The 17,061-nt window shown below is 70.2% G+C and carries 13 protein-coding genes; 11 read left to right on the forward strand and 2 right to left on the reverse strand.

What is annotated here, in order from left to right:
* The first annotated feature begins 106 nt into the window (after positions 1-106).
* From IF29_RS0106090 to rodA, 9 genes are all read left to right on the forward strand, one after another.
* The gene (locus IF29_RS0106090) at positions 107-2,689 is read left to right on the forward strand and encodes a valine--tRNA ligase (RefSeq protein WP_051725007.1); all 2,583 of its coding nucleotides are present in this window, start codon (positions 107-109) and stop codon (positions 2,687-2,689) included.
* Between the two features lie 235 nt (positions 2,690-2,924).
* The gene (folC, locus tag IF29_RS0106095; RefSeq protein WP_051725008.1) at positions 2,925-4,283 is read left to right on the forward strand and encodes a bifunctional tetrahydrofolate synthase/dihydrofolate synthase; all 1,359 of its coding nucleotides are present in this window, start codon (positions 2,925-2,927) and stop codon (positions 4,281-4,283) included.
* 70 nt (positions 4,284-4,353) lie between these two features.
* Positions 4,354-4,686, forward strand: coding sequence for a DUF4233 domain-containing protein (locus tag IF29_RS0106100; RefSeq protein ID WP_030250633.1), 333 nt, complete (start codon positions 4,354-4,356; stop codon positions 4,684-4,686).
* Positions 4,687-4,790: 104 nt separating this feature from the next.
* Positions 4,791-5,204, forward strand: a complete 414-nt coding sequence (gene ndk, locus IF29_RS0106105; protein WP_030250636.1) for a nucleoside-diphosphate kinase — start codon at positions 4,791-4,793, stop codon at positions 5,202-5,204.
* A gap of 252 nt (positions 5,205-5,456) precedes the next feature.
* On the forward strand, positions 5,457-6,482 hold the full coding sequence (locus IF29_RS0106110; RefSeq protein WP_030250637.1) for a rod shape-determining protein: 1,026 nt from the start codon (positions 5,457-5,459) through the stop codon (positions 6,480-6,482).
* Between the two features lie 88 nt (positions 6,483-6,570).
* Complete coding sequence (gene mreC, locus IF29_RS0106115; RefSeq protein WP_037594420.1) at positions 6,571-7,476, forward strand: rod shape-determining protein MreC; 906 nt, start codon at positions 6,571-6,573, stop codon at positions 7,474-7,476.
* A gap of 4 nt (positions 7,477-7,480) precedes the next feature.
* Complete coding sequence (gene mreD, locus IF29_RS0106120; protein ID WP_030250643.1) at positions 7,481-8,179, forward strand: rod shape-determining protein MreD; 699 nt, start codon at positions 7,481-7,483, stop codon at positions 8,177-8,179.
* A 55-nt stretch (positions 8,180-8,234) separates the two neighbouring features.
* On the forward strand, positions 8,235-10,448 hold the full coding sequence (gene mrdA / locus IF29_RS0106125) for a penicillin-binding protein 2 (protein WP_063757440.1): 2,214 nt from the start codon (positions 8,235-8,237) through the stop codon (positions 10,446-10,448).
* Positions 10,445-11,668, forward strand: a complete 1,224-nt coding sequence (gene rodA, locus IF29_RS0106130) for a rod shape-determining protein RodA (protein WP_030250647.1) — start codon at positions 10,445-10,447, stop codon at positions 11,666-11,668. The genes mrdA and rodA overlap by 4 nt, the downstream gene beginning before the upstream one ends.
* 54 nt (positions 11,669-11,722) lie before the next feature.
* Here the strand turns inward: rodA and IF29_RS0106135 are convergent, their stop codons facing one another.
* Entirely contained in the window at positions 11,723-13,300 is a 1,578-nt protein-coding gene (locus IF29_RS0106135) for a S53 family peptidase (protein ID WP_030250649.1), read from the reverse strand.
* Positions 13,301-13,474: 174 nt separating this feature from the next.
* Between IF29_RS0106135 and IF29_RS0106140 the strand changes: the two genes are divergently transcribed.
* Together IF29_RS0106140 and IF29_RS0106145 are read left to right on the forward strand one after the other, a co-directional pair.
* Entirely contained in the window at positions 13,475-14,170 is a 696-nt protein-coding gene (locus IF29_RS0106140; protein ID WP_037594422.1) for an AfsR/SARP family transcriptional regulator, read from the forward strand.
* A 37-nt stretch (positions 14,171-14,207) separates the two neighbouring features.
* Positions 14,208-16,178 carry a TIGR03960 family B12-binding radical SAM protein gene (locus IF29_RS0106145; RefSeq protein ID WP_030250655.1) on the forward strand — a complete coding sequence of 657 codons (1,971 nt, stop codon included), beginning with the start codon at positions 14,208-14,210 and terminating at the stop codon, positions 16,176-16,178.
* 56 nt (positions 16,179-16,234) lie between these two features.
* Here IF29_RS0106145 and IF29_RS0106150 read toward each other — a convergent pair whose 3' ends face one another.
* Positions 16,235-16,819, reverse strand: coding sequence for a TerD family protein (locus IF29_RS0106150; RefSeq protein WP_030250657.1), 585 nt, complete (start codon positions 16,817-16,819; stop codon positions 16,235-16,237).
* Positions 16,820-17,061 lie beyond the last annotated feature (242 nt).

Below are 17,061 nucleotides of genomic sequence, written 5' to 3' on the forward strand. Positions count from 1 at the left end.
CGCCCCCACTCCTCGTAAACTGTGCCGCGTGACCGACACGAACCAGCGCCCCGAGCCTGACGCGCACGACGCGAACGCCGGGGACCACAGCGCCCAGCCGAACACCCTGCCGACCCAGTACTCGCCGGCGGAGGTAGAAGGCCCGCTGTACGAGCGCTGGGTCGAGCGGGGCTACTTCGAGGCCGACGCCAAGAGCGAGAAGCCGCCGTACACCATCGTCATCCCGCCGCCCAACGTCACCGGTGCCCTGCACCTGGGCCACGCCTTCCAGCACACGCTGATGGACGCGCTGACCAGGCGCAAGCGCATGCTCGGCTTCGAGGCGCTGTGGCTGCCGGGCATGGACCACGCCGGCATCGCCACCCAGAACAAGGTCGAGCAGCAGCTCGCCGAGCAGGGCCTGTCCCGGCACGACATCGGCCGGGAGGCCTTCGTCGAGAAGGTCTGGGAGTGGAAGGAGCAGTACGGCGGCCGGATCCTCGGCCAGATGCGTCGCCTCGGCGACGGCGTCGACTGGTCCCGTGAGCGCTTCACCATGGACGAGGGCCTGTCCCAGGCCGTCCAGACCATCTTCAAGAAGCTGTTCGACGACGGCCTGATCTACCGCGCCGAACGCATCATCAACTGGTGTCCGCGCTGCCTCACCGCGCTCTCCGACATCGAGGTCGAGCACGAGGACCGGGCCGGCGAGCTGGTCTCGATCCGCTACGGGGACGGCGAGGACTCCGTCGTCGTCGCCACCACCCGTGCCGAGACCCTGCTGGGCGACACCGCGGTCGCGGTCCACCCGGACGACCCGCGCTATGCGCACCTGGTCGGCCGCACCATCGCGCTGCCGCTGACGGACCGTCGGATCCCGGTCGTCGCCGACGAACACGTCGACCCGGAGTTCGGCACCGGCGCGGTCAAGGTCACCCCGGCCCACGACCCCAATGACTTCGCCATCGGCCAGCGGCACAACCTGCCCAACATCAACGTCCTGGACGAGCACGGCGTCATCACCGTCCACGGCCCCTTCCTCGGACTGGACCGCTTCGAGGCCCGGGACGCCGTCGTCGGCACCCTGCGCGAGCAGGGGCGCATCGTCGAGGAGAAGCGCCCCTACATGCACGCGGTCGGGCACTGCTCGCGCTGCCACACCGTGGTCGAGCCGCGGCTGTCGCTGCAGTGGTGGGTCAAGGTCGCGCCGCTGGCCGGGCCCGCCGCCGAGGCGGTCCGCGACGGCCGGGTGCAGATCCACCCCAAGGAGCTGGAGGGCCGCTACTTCAGCTGGGTCGACAACATGTACGACTGGTGCATCTCGCGCCAGCTGTGGTGGGGCCACCGGATCCCGGTCTGGTACGGCCCGGACGGCGAGGTCGTCTGCGTCGGACCGGACGAGCAGCCCCCGACGGGTGACGGCTGGCACCAGGACCCCGACGTCCTGGACACCTGGTTCTCCAGCGGGCTATGGCCCTTCTCCACCCTGGGCTGGCCCGAGCAGACCCGTGACCTGGAGAAGTTCTACCCGACCGACGTCCTGCTGACCGGCCACGACATCATCTTCTTCTGGGTCGCCCGGATGATGATGTTCGGCCTGTACGCCATGGACGGCCAGGCGCCGTTCCACACCATCGCCCTCACCGGCCTGGTCCGCGACCAGTTCGGCAAGAAGATGTCCAAGTCCTCCGGCACCGCCGTGGACCCGCTGGACTGGATGGACGAGTTCGGCGCCGACGCGGTCCGGTTCACCCTGGCCAGCGGCGCTAACCCGGGCGCCGACGTGCCGATCGGCGAGGACTGGGTCAAGGCCTCCCGGAACTTCTGCAACAAGATCTGGAACGCCACCCGCTTCGCGCTGATGAACGGCGCGACCCTGGAGGGCCCGCTGCCGGCGGCCGAGCAGCTCACCGCCACCGACCGCTGGATCCTGTCCCGGCTGAACGCGGTGGTCGCCGAGGTGGACGGCCTCTACGAGGACTACCAGTTCGCCAAGCTCAGCGACGCCCTCTACCACTTCGCCTGGGACGAGGTCTTCGACTGGTACGTCGAGCTGTCCAAGTCGGTGCTGGCCGAGGGCGGCCCGCAGGCCGACGCCTCGCGCCGGGTGCTGGGCGAGGTCCTGGAGGTCACCCTGCGGCTGCTGCACCCGGTCATCCCCTTCGTCACCGACGCCCTGTGGACGACGCTGACCGGGCGGGAGTCCGTGGTGGTCGCCGAGTGGCCGACGGTGGACGCCTCCCGCGCGGACGCGGCCGCCGAGGCGGAGATCGCGCAGCTGCAGCAGGTGGTCACCGAGATCCGCCGGTTCCGCGCCGACCAGGGGCTCAACCCGGGTCAGAAGGTCCCGGCCCGGCTGGACCTGTCCGGCACCACGCTGGCGGCGCACGAGGGCGCACTGCGCTCCCTGGCCAAGCTCCAGCCCGCCGGTGCGGACTTCAGCGCGACCGCGACCCTCTCGGTTGCCGACGCCACCGTGGCGCTGGACCTGTCCGGCACCATCGACGTCGCCGCCGAGCGCAAGCGACTGACCAAGGACCTCGCCAACGCCGAGAAGGAGCTCTCGCAGGCCGGCGCCAAGCTCGCCAACGAGGCCTTCCTGGCCAAGGCGGCCCCGGTCGCGGTCGAGAAGATCCAGGCCCGGCAGGCCAAGGCCGAGGCCGACATCAACCGCCTCACCGCGCAGATCGCGGCCCTGCCGGCCGGCTGAGGAACAGGCCGACGCAGGACACGCCACCACACCGGAAGGACCGCCCCGCAGCCGCGCGGCGGTCCTTCCGCCGTACCAGAGGCCGAACCCGGGCCCCACCCGGCCCCGCCTCTCCCGAGCCCGGCGGGCACCCGCCCCGCCGTCCGCCGCGACTCCCCACGCTCCGTAGACTGGCGGGGTGAGCGACGCATCCCGCACCACCCCGCCGAACGACGCCGACGCGACCTCGGACGACATCACCTCGAACGACCCCGCGGCGCAGCTGCGTGCCGTCGAGGCGGAGCTGGCCTCGCGCTGGCCGGAGACCCAGCTGGAACCCTCGCTGGACCGGATCTCGGCGCTGATGGACATCCTGGGCCAGCCCCAGCGGGCCTACCCCTCGATCCACATCACCGGTACCAACGGCAAGACCAGCACGGCCCGGATGGTCGAGCAGCTGCTGCGCCACTTCGAGCTGCGCACCGGCCGCTACACCAGCCCGCACGTGGAGTCGGTGACCGAGCGGATCAGCCTGGACGGGGAGCCGGTCAGCCCCGAGCTGTTCGTGCACACCTACCGCGACATCGAGCCGTACATCGGCATGGTGGACGCCGCTCAGCCGATCCGGCTGTCCTTCTTCGAGATCCTCACCGGGATGGCCTACGCCGCCTTCGCCGAGGCGCCGGTGGACGTCGCGGTGGTTGAGGTCGGCATGGGCGGGTCCTGGGACGCCACCAATGTCATCGACGCCCCGGTCGCGGTGATCGCCCCGATCTCGCTGGACCACACCGACAAGCTCGGCGACACGCCCGGCAAGATCGCGACCGAGAAGTCCGGGATCATCAAGAAGGGCGCCCTGGCGGTGGTGGCCCAGCAGCCGCTGGACGCCGCCGAGGTGATCCTGCGGCGCGCCGTCGAGGAGGACGCCGTGGTCGCCCGGGAGGGCATGGAGTTCGGTGTGGTGCACCGGGACGTCGCGGTCGGCGGGCAGCTGCTGACCCTGCGCGGCATCTCCGGGCACGAGTACACCGAGGTCTTCATCCCGCTGCACGGCGCGCACCAGGCGCAGAACGCCGCGCTGGCGCTGGCCGCGGTCGAGGGCTTCTTCGGTGTCGGCGCCGCGCACCAGCAGCCGCTGGACATCGACAAGGTCCGCGCCGCCTTCTCCGGGGTCAGCTCCCCGGGCCGGCTGGAGGTGGTCCGCCGCAGTCCGACCATCGTGCTGGACGCCGCCCACAACCCGGCCGGGGCGCGGGTCACCGCCGACGCCATCGGCGAGTCCTTCGGCTTCACCCGGCTGATCGGGGTGATCGGCACCAGTGGCGACAAGGACTCCAGCGGACTGCTGGAGGCCCTGGAGCCGGTCCTCGCCGAGGTCGTGATCACCCAGAACTCGACCCAGCGGGCCACCTCCATCGACCGCCTCGCCGAGCAGGCGGTCGAGATCTTCGGCCCGGACCGGGTGCTGGTGGAGACCCGTCTGGACGACGCCATCGAGGCGGCGGTGACGCTGGCGGAGGAGGAGGGCGACCTCGGCGGCTCGGGCGTGCTGGTCACCGGCTCGATCATCACCGTGGGCGAGGCCCGCATCCTGCTCAGCCGCAACCGTCGCTGACGGCTCCCACCGAACCCTTCCCGCCACCGAACCGTCCTGCCACCGAACCGTCCTGTCCGAAAGGCCTCCCGTGCGCACCCTCTGCTCGTCCACGCTCATCGCCGAGGCGATGGTGGTCGGCTTCGCCGCTCTGGTCGCGATGCACCTCTCCGATGTCTCCTCCACGACGCTGTGGACGGTCTGCGGCGCCGCGATGGCCCTGTGCGTGCTGCTCTGCGGTGTGATCACCCGTCCGGGCGCGGTCGCGGTCGGCTGGGTGCTCCAGGTCGCGCTGATCGCCAGCGGTACCGTCGTGGGGATGATGTACGGACTCGGTGTCATCTTTGCGGCGCTGTGGTGGGCCTCGGTCCACTACGGTCGGAAGATTGACATCATCAAAACGGCGCGTGCACAAGCGAGCTGACGTCCACCTGGCGTTCGAATGCCCAGGCCGTCTCGGGTAGGCTCGCCACACCCTCCCAAGCTGTTCTCCCACCCGTTCGGCTCGACCCCCCTCGGAGCTCCGCCATGCCGCAGCGCACCCTTGTCCTCCTGAAGCCCGACGCCACCCGACGCGGCCTCATCGGCGAGATCATCAGCCGGATCGAGCGCAAGGCGAACTGGACCATCGCCGCGATGGAACTGCGCACCCTGGACACCGCCACGCTGGAGCAGCACTACGGCGAGCACATCGGCAAACCGTTCTACGAGCCGCTGATGGAGTTCATGGGCTCGGGCCCGGTGGTGGCCCTGATCGTGGAGGGCGAGAGCGTGATCGAGGGGATCCGCGCGCTGGCCGGCAAGACCAACCCGCTGGAGGCGGGCCCCGGCACCATCCGTGGTGACTTCGCCACCATCACCAGGGAGAACCTGATCCACGCCTCGGACTCGGACACCTCCGCCGAGCGTGAGATCAAGATCTTCTTCCCCGGCCTGAGCTGACACGCCGGTATTTCTACGGCGCTGCTTCTGTCGGATTATGGGGATAGCGGAATAATCTATTCCTGAGTTCCGGCCGTCCAGGAACTACGCAGCCGACACCGGCGTCCCAATAGCAGGAAATGTGATCGTCTGCCCCGACAATGGCAGGGGGTCCATCGTCACCCTCAGTGTGTACTTGGCTACCATGGGGACGGCCCGCCGCCCCAAACCCCCTCGACCCCGGGAAGGCCCCGCATACCCATGGCGAACAACATGTCGTTCATTGGTCGTGACATGGCTGTCGACCTCGGCACCGCCAACACGCTGGTGTACGTCAGGGGCCGGGGGATCGTCCTCAACGAGCCGTCGGTCGTCGCGGTGAACACCAACACCGGCAGCATCCTGGCGGTCGGCACCGAGGCGAAGCGGATGATCGGGCGCACCCCCGGCAACGTGGTGGCCATCCGTCCGATGAAGGACGGGGTGATCGCCGACTTCGAGATCACCGAGCGGATGCTCCGCTACTTCATCCTCAAGATCCACCGGCGCCGCTACCTGGCCCGTCCGCGGGTCGTGGTCTGCGTGCCCAGCGGCATCACCGGGGTGGAGCGGCGCGCCGTGATCGAGGCTGCGGCCCAGGCCGGCGCGCGCCAGGTGCACATCATCGAGGAGCCGATGGCCGCGGCGATCGGCGCCGGGCTGCCGGTGCACGAGCCGACCGGCAACATGGTGGTCGACATCGGCGGCGGCACCACCGAGGTCGCGGTGATCTCGCTGGGCGGGATCGTGACCGCCCAGTCGATCCGGGTCGCCGGCGACGAACTGGACAACGCGATCATCCAGCACATCAAGAAGGAGTACTCGCTGCTGCTCGGCGAGCGCAGCGCCGAGAACATCAAGATGACCATCGGCTCGGCCCACCCCGTCGACGGGGACAAGGAGGAGCACAGCGAGCTCCGGGGCCGCGACCTGGTCAGCGGTCTGCCCAAGACCATCGTGATCTCCGCGGCGGAGGTCCGGCAGGCGATCGAGGAGCCGGTCAACCAGATCATCGACGCCGTCAAGACCACGTTGGACCAGTGCCCGCCGGAACTCGCCGGTGACATCATGGACCGCGGCATCGTTCTCACCGGGGGCGGCGCACTGCTGCGCGGCCTGGACGAACGGCTGCGCCGGGAGACCGGGATGCCGGTCCACATCGCGGAGAACCCGCTGGACTCGGTGGCCCTCGGCTCGGGACAGGTGGTCGAGGACTTCGAGGTGCTCCAACAGGTACTGGACGCCCAGCCGCGCCGCTGACCCCGCACACCGGATCTGACGCCGGCTCAACCGGTCTGCCGGGCACCCAAGACGCACACCACGACAGCGAAGGGCACCGCCGAGGACCGTGAGGGACACACGAGAGAGCCGGCTGCTGCTGGTCCTGCTGATCGCGGTGGCGTTCGCGCTGATCACCGTGGACATCCGGGGCGGTGACACCTCGCCGCTGAACGGGCCGAGGAACGTCGCCGCCTCCGTCCTCGGGCCGGTCGAGAGCGGGGTGTCCGGTCTGGTCAACCCGGTGGCGGACACCGTCCACTCGGTGACCGACGCCAGTGCGCAGCACAACCGCATCAGCGCGCTGGAGCAGCAGAACCTGCAGCTCAAGCAGCAGCTGAACAGCTCCGACCTGGCCCGCGGCCAGTCCACCGAGCTGAGCCGGATGCTGGGCGCCGCCGGTGCGGGCCAGTACACCGTCAAGGCCGCCCAGGTGGTGGCCATCGGTGCGGCGCAGGGCTTCTCCTGGACCGTCACCATCGACATCGGCGGCAACGACGGCATCAAGCGCGACATGACCGTCATCGACGGGGACGGCCTGGTCGGCCGGATCACCACGGTCGCTCCCACCACCTCCACGGTGCTGCTGGCCAGCGACCCAGGCTTCTCGGTCGGCACCCGGATGGAGGGCAGCGGCGAGGTCGGCGTGGCCACCGGCGAGGGCACCGGGCCGCTGCGGGTGGAACTGCTGAGCGCGCAGGCCGTGGTGAAGGCGGGCGACCGGCTGGTGACCTTCGGTTCGCAGAACGACCGCCCGTTCGTCCCCGGCGTCCCGGTCGGCACGGTGACCAAGGTGGAGAACGACCCCGGCCAGCTGACCCGGACCGTGCTGGTCCGACCCTTCGTCAACTTCACCAGCCTGGACCTGGTCGGCGTGGTGGTCCAGCCGCCGGCCACCGACCCCAGGGACGCCGTGCTGCCGCCCAAGCCGGCCAGTACCCCTGCCAGCAAGTCCGCCAACGGGAAGGCCCACTAGTCCCATGTGGCTGCACCGCATCCTGCTCTCCACCGTGCTGGTCGTCGTCGCCCTGGTCGTCCAGGTGAGCGTGTTCGCCAGGCTCGGACTGCCCGGCGCGGTACCGGACCTGATGCTGCTGGTGGTGATAGGGCTCGCGCTGGTGTACGGGCCGAAGGGCGGCTGCCTGGTCGGCTTCGGCGCCGGGCTGCTGGCGGACCTGGCACCGCCCTCGGACCACGCGGTGGGCCGCTACGCGCTGGTGCTCTGCGTGCTCGGCTACGCCGCGGGGCTGCTGCGGCCGGAGAGCGGCCAGATCCGCTCGGTGCTGACCCCGCTGCTGGTGGTCGCCGCGGCCGCGTTCGCGGCGACCCTGCTCTACGCGGGCGTCGGCGCGCTGGTCGGCGACTCGGCGGCGCGGCACGTGGGCGTCGGCAGCCTGCTGGTCACCTCGGTGATCTACGACGTGCTGCTGGCCCCGTTCGTGGTGCCGGGAGTGATGGCGCTGGCCCGGCGCTCCATCGCGGTGCCGGTCAGCAGCGGCGGCGGTACCGCGGGTTCCGGCGGCGGTTCGCCGAAGGCCGCCAGGGGCGGTCTGAGCCGGCGCGGTTCGATGTTCGGCCAGGGCGGCAGCCGCAGCGGCGGCAGCGCCGGCCTGGGCACGGTCTCCGGCTTCGGGGGCTCCAAGCCGGGCCGAACCAAGATCAAGACCAGCGGCGAGTAGTTCAGACAGCATTCAGCCACCGCGCAACGACCCCCAGGGGCGGGAAGCGACACCCATGACCAACATCCCGCAGACCGGCCGCACCGGCCGGGTCACCGGACGCCTGCTGATCCTCCAGGTCCTCGTGCTGTCGCTGCTGGCGACCCTGGGCGGGCGGCTCTGGTACCTGCAGATCCGCAACGGGCAGGAGTACCAGGACCAGGCCTCGTCCAACCACATCCGCACGGTGCTGGTGCCGGCGGTGCGCGGCGAGATCCTGGACGCCAACGGCAAGCCGCTGGCCGACAACGAGACCCAGCTGGTGGTCTCGGTCAGCCGGACCTCGCTGCTGCAGCAGAAGGACGGCGGAAAGGCGGTGCTGGACCGGCTGGCCCAGGTGCTGGGCATGACGCCCACCGAGGTCCACGACAAGGTCAGGCTCTGCGACGCGAAGACCCCGCAGCCCTGCTGGAACGGTTCTCCGTACCAGCCGATCCCGGTCACCGACAAGGCCACCACCCAGCAGGCCATGCAGATCATGGAGCGCCGCGAGGACTTCCCCGGGGTCACCGCCGACCCCACCGCGGTGCGCACCTACCCGGCGCCCAGCGGCGCCAACGCGGCCCAGGTCCTCGGCTACCTCTCGCCGGTCACCCAGGACGAGATCACCGCCGCGACCGGCGCCGACGGCAAGTCCGCCTACGCCGCCTCGGACCAGATCGGCCGTTCGGGACTGGAGTCGGTCTACGACAGCGCGCTGCGCGGCAAGCCCGGCACCACCGACCTGGAGGTCGACAACCTGGGCCGGGTCCAGGGCACCGCCGGCGGCACCGCGGCCCAGCCCGGCGACTCCGTGGTGACCAGCATCGACGCCCGGATCCAGAGCATCGCCGAGCAGCAGCTGCAGCAGGCGCTGGTGACGCTCCGCAAGACCTACGACCCGGTCACCCACGAGAACTTCAAGGCCGACTCCGGCGCGGTCGTGGTGATGGACGTGCACACCGGCCGGGTGGTCGCCATGGCCAGCGCGCCGACGTTCGACCCCAACATCTGGAGCGGCGGGATCTCCGCCAAGGACTACAAGGCGCTGACCAGCACCTCCTCCGACTTCCCGCTGCTGAACCGGGCCATACAGGGTCAGAGCGCACCGGGCTCGACGTTCAAGGTGGTCACCACCTCGGGCGCGATCAACGCGGGCTACAGCTACGACGACACCTTCCCCTGCACCTCCTCGATGACCATCGGCGGACGGGTGTTCAAGAACTTCGAGGGGGAGAACTTCGGCGCCATCAACCTGTCGAAGGCCCTGGAGGTGTCCTGCGACACCGTCTTCTACAACATCGCCTACAGCCAGTGGCTCAAGGACGGCGGCACCAAGCCGAAGGCCCCCGCCGACTGGCTCTACAAGGCGGCGCACCAGTTCGGCCTCGGCGCCAAGACCGGCATCGACCTCCCCAGCGAGGCGTCCGGACGGGTCCCGGACCGGGCCTGGCACCAGGCGTACTACGACGCCATGAAGGACACCTGGTGCAAGCAGGCGCAGAGCGGCAAGAACGACTACGCGACCGAGATCGCCAAGGAGGACTGCACCGACTTCGCCACCCTGCGCGCCGGTGACGAGGTCAACTACGCGATCGGCCAGGGCGACACCCTGGTCACCCCGATCCAGATGGCCCGGGTCTACTCGGCGCTGGCCAACGGCGGGACGCTGTACCAGCCGCAGATCGCCAAGGCCGTGGTCTCGCCGACCGGCAAGGTGGTCCAGAACCTCAAGCCGGTGGTCCAGGGCAAGCTGCCGGACAGTCAGCGGACCATCCAGTACATCGACCAGGCCACCGCCAACGTCATCACCTCGGGTACCGCGGCCTGGAAGTTCCAGGGCTGGCCGCAGGACAAGATCGCCCTGCACGCCAAGACCGGTACCGCGGAGGTCGTCGGCAAGCAGACCACGTCCTGGTTCGACACCTACACCAAGGACTACGCCGTCGTCATGACCATCTCCCAGGGTGGTACCGGGTCCGGCGGCGCCGGTCCGGCCGTGCGCAACATCTACAACGCGCTGTACGGCATCCAGAAGGACAACAGCATCGACCCCAAGAAGGCGCTGCTGCCGGTCCCGCAGCAGAACCTGCCGACCTTCCACCCGGACGGCAGCGTCACCCAGGCCCAGCAGACCGCCTACACCCTCAGCGCCGCCGGAGCCCCGTTGGCGCCGACCACCCCGCTGCCGGGGACCGGCGGCCCGCTGGCCGCCTTCGCGCTGAGCCCGGAGCGGAGGGTGCTGGCATGACCGCCTCGGGGAACTGGAGCGCCGGGGCGGGCGCCGGCTACCGCGCGCCCCGCTACGCGCCCAGCCGCTCCACGCTGAGCAGGCTGGTGTCCCGGGAGTCCCCGCTGCGGCGGATGGACTGGATCCTGGCCATCGCCGCCCTGGCGCTGTCCGGCATCGGCGCCCTGCTGGTGTGGTCGGCGACCCGCAGCCGCACCGAGATCAACCACGGCGACCCGCAGTACTTCCTGATCCGCCATCTGATGAACATGGCCATCGGTCTGGGCCTGTGCGTCGGGGTGGTGCTGCTGGGCCACCAGCGGCTGCGCACCATCGCACCGGTGGTCTACGGGCTGGCCGTGCTCGGCGTGCTGGCCGTGCTCAGCCCGCTGGGCTCCACCGTCAACGGCGCGCACTCCTGGATCGTGCTGGGCGGCGGCTTCTCGGTGCAGCCCTCCGAGTTCTGCAAGATCGCGATCATCCTGGGCATGGCCACCCTGCTGTCCGCCCGGGTGGACGCGGGGGAGCGGGCCTTCCCCGACAGCCGCTCCATCGTCCAGGCGCTGGCGCTGGCGGCGGTCCCGATCGGGATCATCCTGCTGATGCCCGACCTGGGCTCCACCATGGTGATGGTGGTGATCATCCTGGGCGTGCTGCTGGCCTCCGGGGCCCCCAAGCGCTGGCTGTTCGGCCTGATCGTGGTCGGCGGCGCGGGCGCCTTCGCCATCGTCCAGCTGCACGTGCTGAAGCAGTACCAGATCGCCCGCTTCGCGGCCTTCGCCGACCCGGGCCTGGACCCCTCCGGCGTGGGCTACAACACCGCCCAGGCCAGGATCGCCATCGGCTCCGGCGGCCTGCTCGGCAAGGGCCTGTTCCACGGCACCCAGACCACCGGGCAGTTCGTGCCGGAGCAGCAGACCGACTTCGTCTTCACCGTCGCCGGCGAGGAACTCGGCTTCCTCGGCGCCGGGCTGATCATCCTGCTGCTCGGCGTGGTGCTCTGGCGGGCCTGCCGGATCGCCCGGCAGGCCAACGACCTCTACAGCACCGTGGTCGCCGCCGGGGTGGTCGCCTGGTTCGGCTTCCAGGGCTTCGAGAACATCGGGATGACCCTGGGCATCATGCCGGTGGCCGGTATCCCGCTGCCCTTCGTCAGCTACGGCGGCTCCTCGATGTTCGCCATCTGGGTGGGCATCGGGCTGCTGCAGTCGGTGAAGATGCACCGCACCATAACGTCATGACCGCCCCGGCACCTGAAGCCCTTCCAGGTGCCGGGACGGCCCGGACCCGCCGGGTCAGATCTGCTGCAGCAACAGGTTCCCGTTGATCCGGCCGATGCCGGAGCAGGCGTCCCAGCCCTTGCCGGCCGAGTAGCCCGGCGCCGGCTGGACCGCGTTGCTGCCGCTGTCCACGTCGAAGTACAGGTTCGGCTGCGAGGCCAGCTGGTACAGGTACGGGCCGATGAAGCCCGGCATGGTCCCGCTGCTGGCCGCGATCACCGCGAACAGCCCCGCGTACAGCGGCGCCACCGCGCTGGTGCCGCCCACCGACATCCAGGCGCCGTCCACCACGACCTCGTACGGGCTGCGCATCGGGTCGGCGTTGCCGGCGACGTCCGGGACCCCGCGGCCCTGCTGTCCGGTGTCGACCTGGAGCGGGACCTCGTCGGCGGTCTGCCAGGGCAGGATCAGGAACTCGTTGCTGATCCCGCCGCCGGTGGCCCAGCCGTTGCCGTTGTTCCAGACCACCTCGTTCCGCAGCATGCCCTTGTTGTCGAGCTGCAGCGAGGTGCCGCCGCAGGCCAGCACGTACGGGTCGGAGGACGGGAAGTCGCAGTGCGCCATCCCGTCGTAGACCCCGTCGTTGCTGCCGTTGTCGCCGGAGGCGGCGAGCACGGTGATGCCCAGGGCCGCCGCGACGAAGCAGGCGAAGTCCATCCCGCTCCGCCCGGCCGCCGTCCAGCCGGCGTCCTCCGGCGCACCCCAGCTGATGGAGATGCAGGTGGCCGGGTGCTGGGTGCTGGTCGCCGCGGCCAGCACGGCGTCGATGAAGCCCTGCTCGCTGTTGGGCGCGAAGTAGACCGCGATGGTCGCGGCCTGGGCGATCGACGCGGCGATCTCGATGTCCAGCTCCACCTCGCCGTCCGCACCGCTGGGGTCGCCGTAGGAGTTGGAGGCGCCGTCCACCCCGATCGACATCACGTTCGGCGAGGGGATCCCCGCGTTGTTGAAGTAGGTGTCCAGGTCCTGCTGGCTGTAGCCGCCGCCGAGTTCGATCAGCGCGATGGTCTGGCCCGAGCAGTCCACCCCCTGCGGGAAGTCGTACAACTGGGCGACCTGCTGGGCGGTGACGCCGGACGGCGACCGGGGGATCAGCTTGTGGTGCGGCTGCGCCAGCGGACGGTTGGTCAGCCCGGACACCCGCTCGATCACGCCCTGCAGGTGCCGGGGCACATGGACGCTGCCCTGACGGCTGCGGAAGGTCCGGTCTCCCTCGCGGTACTGCTTCAACTGCACCCCGAAGGCCTGGTTGAACTGCTCCACCGTGCCGGTGAGGCGGATCGTCCGCTGCGCCGGGTCGGCCTGCTCCGCCTTGAGCTTGAACTGCTGCGCGAACTGCTTGACCTGGTCGAGGTCCTTGGGGTCGGCGCCGAGCGCCGCCAGTACGGACTTGCGGTCCACCGGGGCGCGCCGGCTCGGGCGCTGCCGGCCCAGCTCCGCCAGGTCGGGTGCGGCGGCGGCGTTGGGGTGGCGGCGGACCTGCACGGTCACCGTCAGCTTCTCGTGGGAGTCGGCAGACCCGATGAGGCTCTGCCCCTTCGACATCTTCCGTTCGCTGCCGATCAGTGCCACACGGTCATGGGCGACGGACATGGGTCCTCCTGAGGGAATCAATCGGCTGTCACGCCCCTGCCTACGGCCTGTCGCGTCACCTGTCCGTCACCGCTCGCGCACCGGGCCCGCTCCGGAGGCGTTGACACAACCCCGAGCCGCGTCAAGAGTGCACAGTGCCGAACGATCCCAGGCACGGAGCGGACGGAGGTCGCGATGATCGAACTCTCACTGCTCGGCGGCTGGCGGCTGACCTCGGACGGAAGCCCGGTCGCGCTCCCGGAGGCCGGCCGCAGGGTCGTCGCCTACACCGCACTGCACGGACCCTGCACCCGGCTCCAGCTGGTCGGCGCGCTGTGGCCGGAAGCGCCCGAGGCCCAGGCGCACGCCTGCCTCCGGTCCACCCTGTGGCGGATCAGACGCTGCCTGGACCCGCTGCTGCTGCTCCGCGACGACCTGGTGATGCTCGACCTGGCCCGGATCCGGCTCGACCTCTCCGAGCTCAACGCCCTGCTGCTGCGCCCGCCGGACCCGCCCCGCCCCGAACCCGCCTACCTCACCGGCGGCGACCTGCTGCCGGACTGGTACGACGACTGGGTGCTGCCCAAGCAGGAGCAGCTGCGCCAGCACTGCCTGCACGCCCTGGACCGGCTGGCCGCCGCACTGCTGGAGCACGGCGACTGCGCCGGCGCGCTGGAGATGGCCATGGGCGCGGTTGCCATGGAGCCCCTGCGGGAGAGCGCCCACCGGGCCGTCATCGAGGTGCACCTGAGCGAGGGCAACGCCTCCGAGGCACTGCGCCACTACCAGTCCTACCGCCGGCTGCTCTGGTCCGAGCTGGGCCTGGAGCCCTCCCCGCTGCTGCGGCGGCTGCTTCCGGTCCGGACTTCCTCCACCTCCGCGTTATCCTGAAGGGTCCGCCCTGCCGTCGTCACGAAAGTCCCCCTCTATGCCTGTCGAGTCGGTCTTCCCGCGCCTGGAGGCACTCCTCCCGCACGTCCAGAAGCCGATCCAGTACGTCGGTGGCGAGCTGAACTCCACCGTGAAGGACTGGGACGCGTGCGATGTGCGCTGGGCCCTGATGTACCCGGACGCCTACGAGGTCGGGCTGCCCAACCAGGGCGTCATGATCCTTTACGAGGTGCTGAACGAGCGCGAGGGCGTGCTCGCCGAGCGCACCTACAGCGTCTGGCCGGACCTGGAGAAGCTGATGCGCGAGCAGCAGGTCCCCCAGTTCACCGTGGACGCGCACCGCCCGGTCAAGGCGTTCGACGTGTTCGGCCTGAGCTTCTCCACCGAGCTCGGCTACACCAACATGCTCACCGCGCTGGACCTGGCGGGCATCCCGCTGGAGTCGAAGGACCGGACCGTCGACGACCCGATCGTGCTGGCCGGCGGGCACGCCGCGTTCAACCCGGAGCCCATCGCGGACTTCCTGGACGCGGCCGTGGTCGGCGACGGCGAGCAGGCCGTGCTGGACATGACCGAGATCATCCGGGCCTGGAAGGCCGAGGGCCGCCCCGGCCTGGACGGCCGCAGCCCCCGCGACGAAGTGCTGTTCCGGCTGGCCAGGACCGGCGGCTTCTACGTCCCCCGGTTCTACGACGTGGAGTACCTGCCGGACGGCCGGATCGGCCGGGTCGTCCCCACCATCTCCGGCGTGCCGTGGCGGGTGTCCAAGCACACTGTGATGGACTTGGACGAGTGGCCCTACCCCAAGCAGCCTCTGGTTCCGCTTGCGGAGACGGTCCACGAGCGGATGTCCGTGGAGATCTTCCGCGGCTGCACCCGCGGCTGCCGTTTCTGCCAGGCCGGCATGATCACGCGCCCCGTGCGGGAGCGAAGCATCACCGGCATCGGCGAGATGGTCGACCGCGGCCTCAAGGCGACCGGGTTCGAGGAGGTGGGCCTGCTGTCGCTGTCCTCGGCCGACCACACCGAGATCGCGGACATCGCCAAGGGGCTCGCCGACCGCTACGAGGAGGACAAGGTCGGCCTGTCCCTGCCGTCCACCCGGGTCGACGCCTTCAACATCGACCTGGCCAACGAACTGACCAGGAACGGTCGCCGATCCGGGCTGACCTTCGCCCCCGAGGGCGGCAGCGAGCGGATCCGCAAGGTGATCAACAAGATGGTGTCCGAGGAGGACCTCATCCGCACCGTGGCGGCCGCCTACGGCAACGGCTGGCGCCAGGTGAAGCTCTACTTCATGGCCGGCCTGCCCACCGAGACCGACGAGGACGTGCTGCAGATCGCCGAGATGGCGAAGAACGTCATCGCCAAGGGCCGCGAGGTCACCGGGCAGAACGACATCCGCTGCACCGTCTCCATCGGCGGTTTCGTGCCCAAGCCGCACACCCCGTTCCAGTGGGCGCCGCAGCTCGGCGTCGAGGAGACCGACGCCCGGCTGCTGAAGCTGCGCGACGCCATCCGCAACGACCGGAAGTACGGCCGCAACATCGGCTACCGCTACCACGACGGCAAGCCTGGCATCGTCGAGGGCCTGCTCTCGCGCGGCGACCGCCGGGTGGGCGCGGTGATCCGCGCGGTCTACGAGGACGGCGGCCGCTTCGACGGCTGGCGCGAGTACTTCTCCTACGACCGCTGGATGCGCGCCGCCGAGAAGGGCTTCGCCGGCACCGGCGTGGACGTCGCCTGGTACACCACCCGCGAGCGCCAGTACGAGGAGGTCCTGCCCTGGGACCACCTGGACTCCGGCCTGGACAAGGACTGGCTCTGGGAGGACTGGCAGGACTCGCTGGAGGAGGTCGAGGTGGACGACTGCCGCTGGACCCCCTGCTTCGACTGCGGCGTGTGCCCGCAGATGGACACCCAGATCCAGATCGGCCCGACCGGGGTCAAGCTGCTCCCGCTGACGGTCAAGCAGCCGGCCGCCGGCGGCGCCGCGCACAACCACTGACCGACCGGTCCTGCGGCCCACCCGGGCCGCAGGACCGCGGTCCGCCCGCTACCCGCTCACTTGCTGATGGCGAAGCGCATCAGGGACTGCTCGTCGCCCTGCTTGATCTTGCCGGTCTCGTTGACCACCTGGAGCTTCCAGCCGTTGCCGACCCGCATGGCCTTGGCCACCGCGCAGCCGTTGTCCGTGCTGAGCAGGCTCGGCCAGATGTCGGCGACCTGCTGGGAGCTGCCGCCGGTGGCGTCGTAGACCTTGAAGCTGATGTTGCGCGCCTTCTGGAAGGAACTGCCCTTCTTGAAGGCGGCCGCGACGAACACGATGGCCGTGATGTTGCCGGGGACCTTGGCGAAGTCCACCGTCAGCACCTCGTCGTCACCGTCACCGTGCCCGGTCTGGTTGTCGCCGCTGTGGACCAAGGAGCCGTTCCCCAGCGGGTCCAGCGAGTCCAGGCCGGCCAGTCGGACCGGGTCCGCGCCCTGCATGGCGATGCCGATCAGGTCCAGGTCGGTGCCGACCTTGCGGCGGACCATGCCGGCCAGCTTGCCGCTGCTCCCGGCGGTGGCGTCCCAGGAGGCGCCGATGGAGAGGTGGGTCACCCCGTCCAGGTCCGCGGGGCCGTCTTCCTTGGTGAGCGTTATCATCCGTCGATCGTCCTTTGGTGAAGGTACCGTGATGGGCACAGTGTGCCTGTTCGGTGTCGTCTGAGACACCGGCATGGCGACGACCGGTTCCCGGAATATCCGCGGGCCGGGACATGTTGAATGGACATCAACAGCAGGTCAGTGGGTGGGCTTCCCTCGGCCGTCAGAGCTTGATGTCCGGTCCGCGTACCCTTGGACTGGTCCGGACACACCCCTACTACCTGAGGACTGAGCGCACTGGC

This window comes from Streptacidiphilus jeojiense, assembly GCF_000719095.1.
In the GTDB taxonomy this organism is placed as follows: domain Bacteria; phylum Actinomycetota; class Actinomycetes; order Streptomycetales; family Streptomycetaceae; genus Streptacidiphilus; species Streptacidiphilus jeojiensis.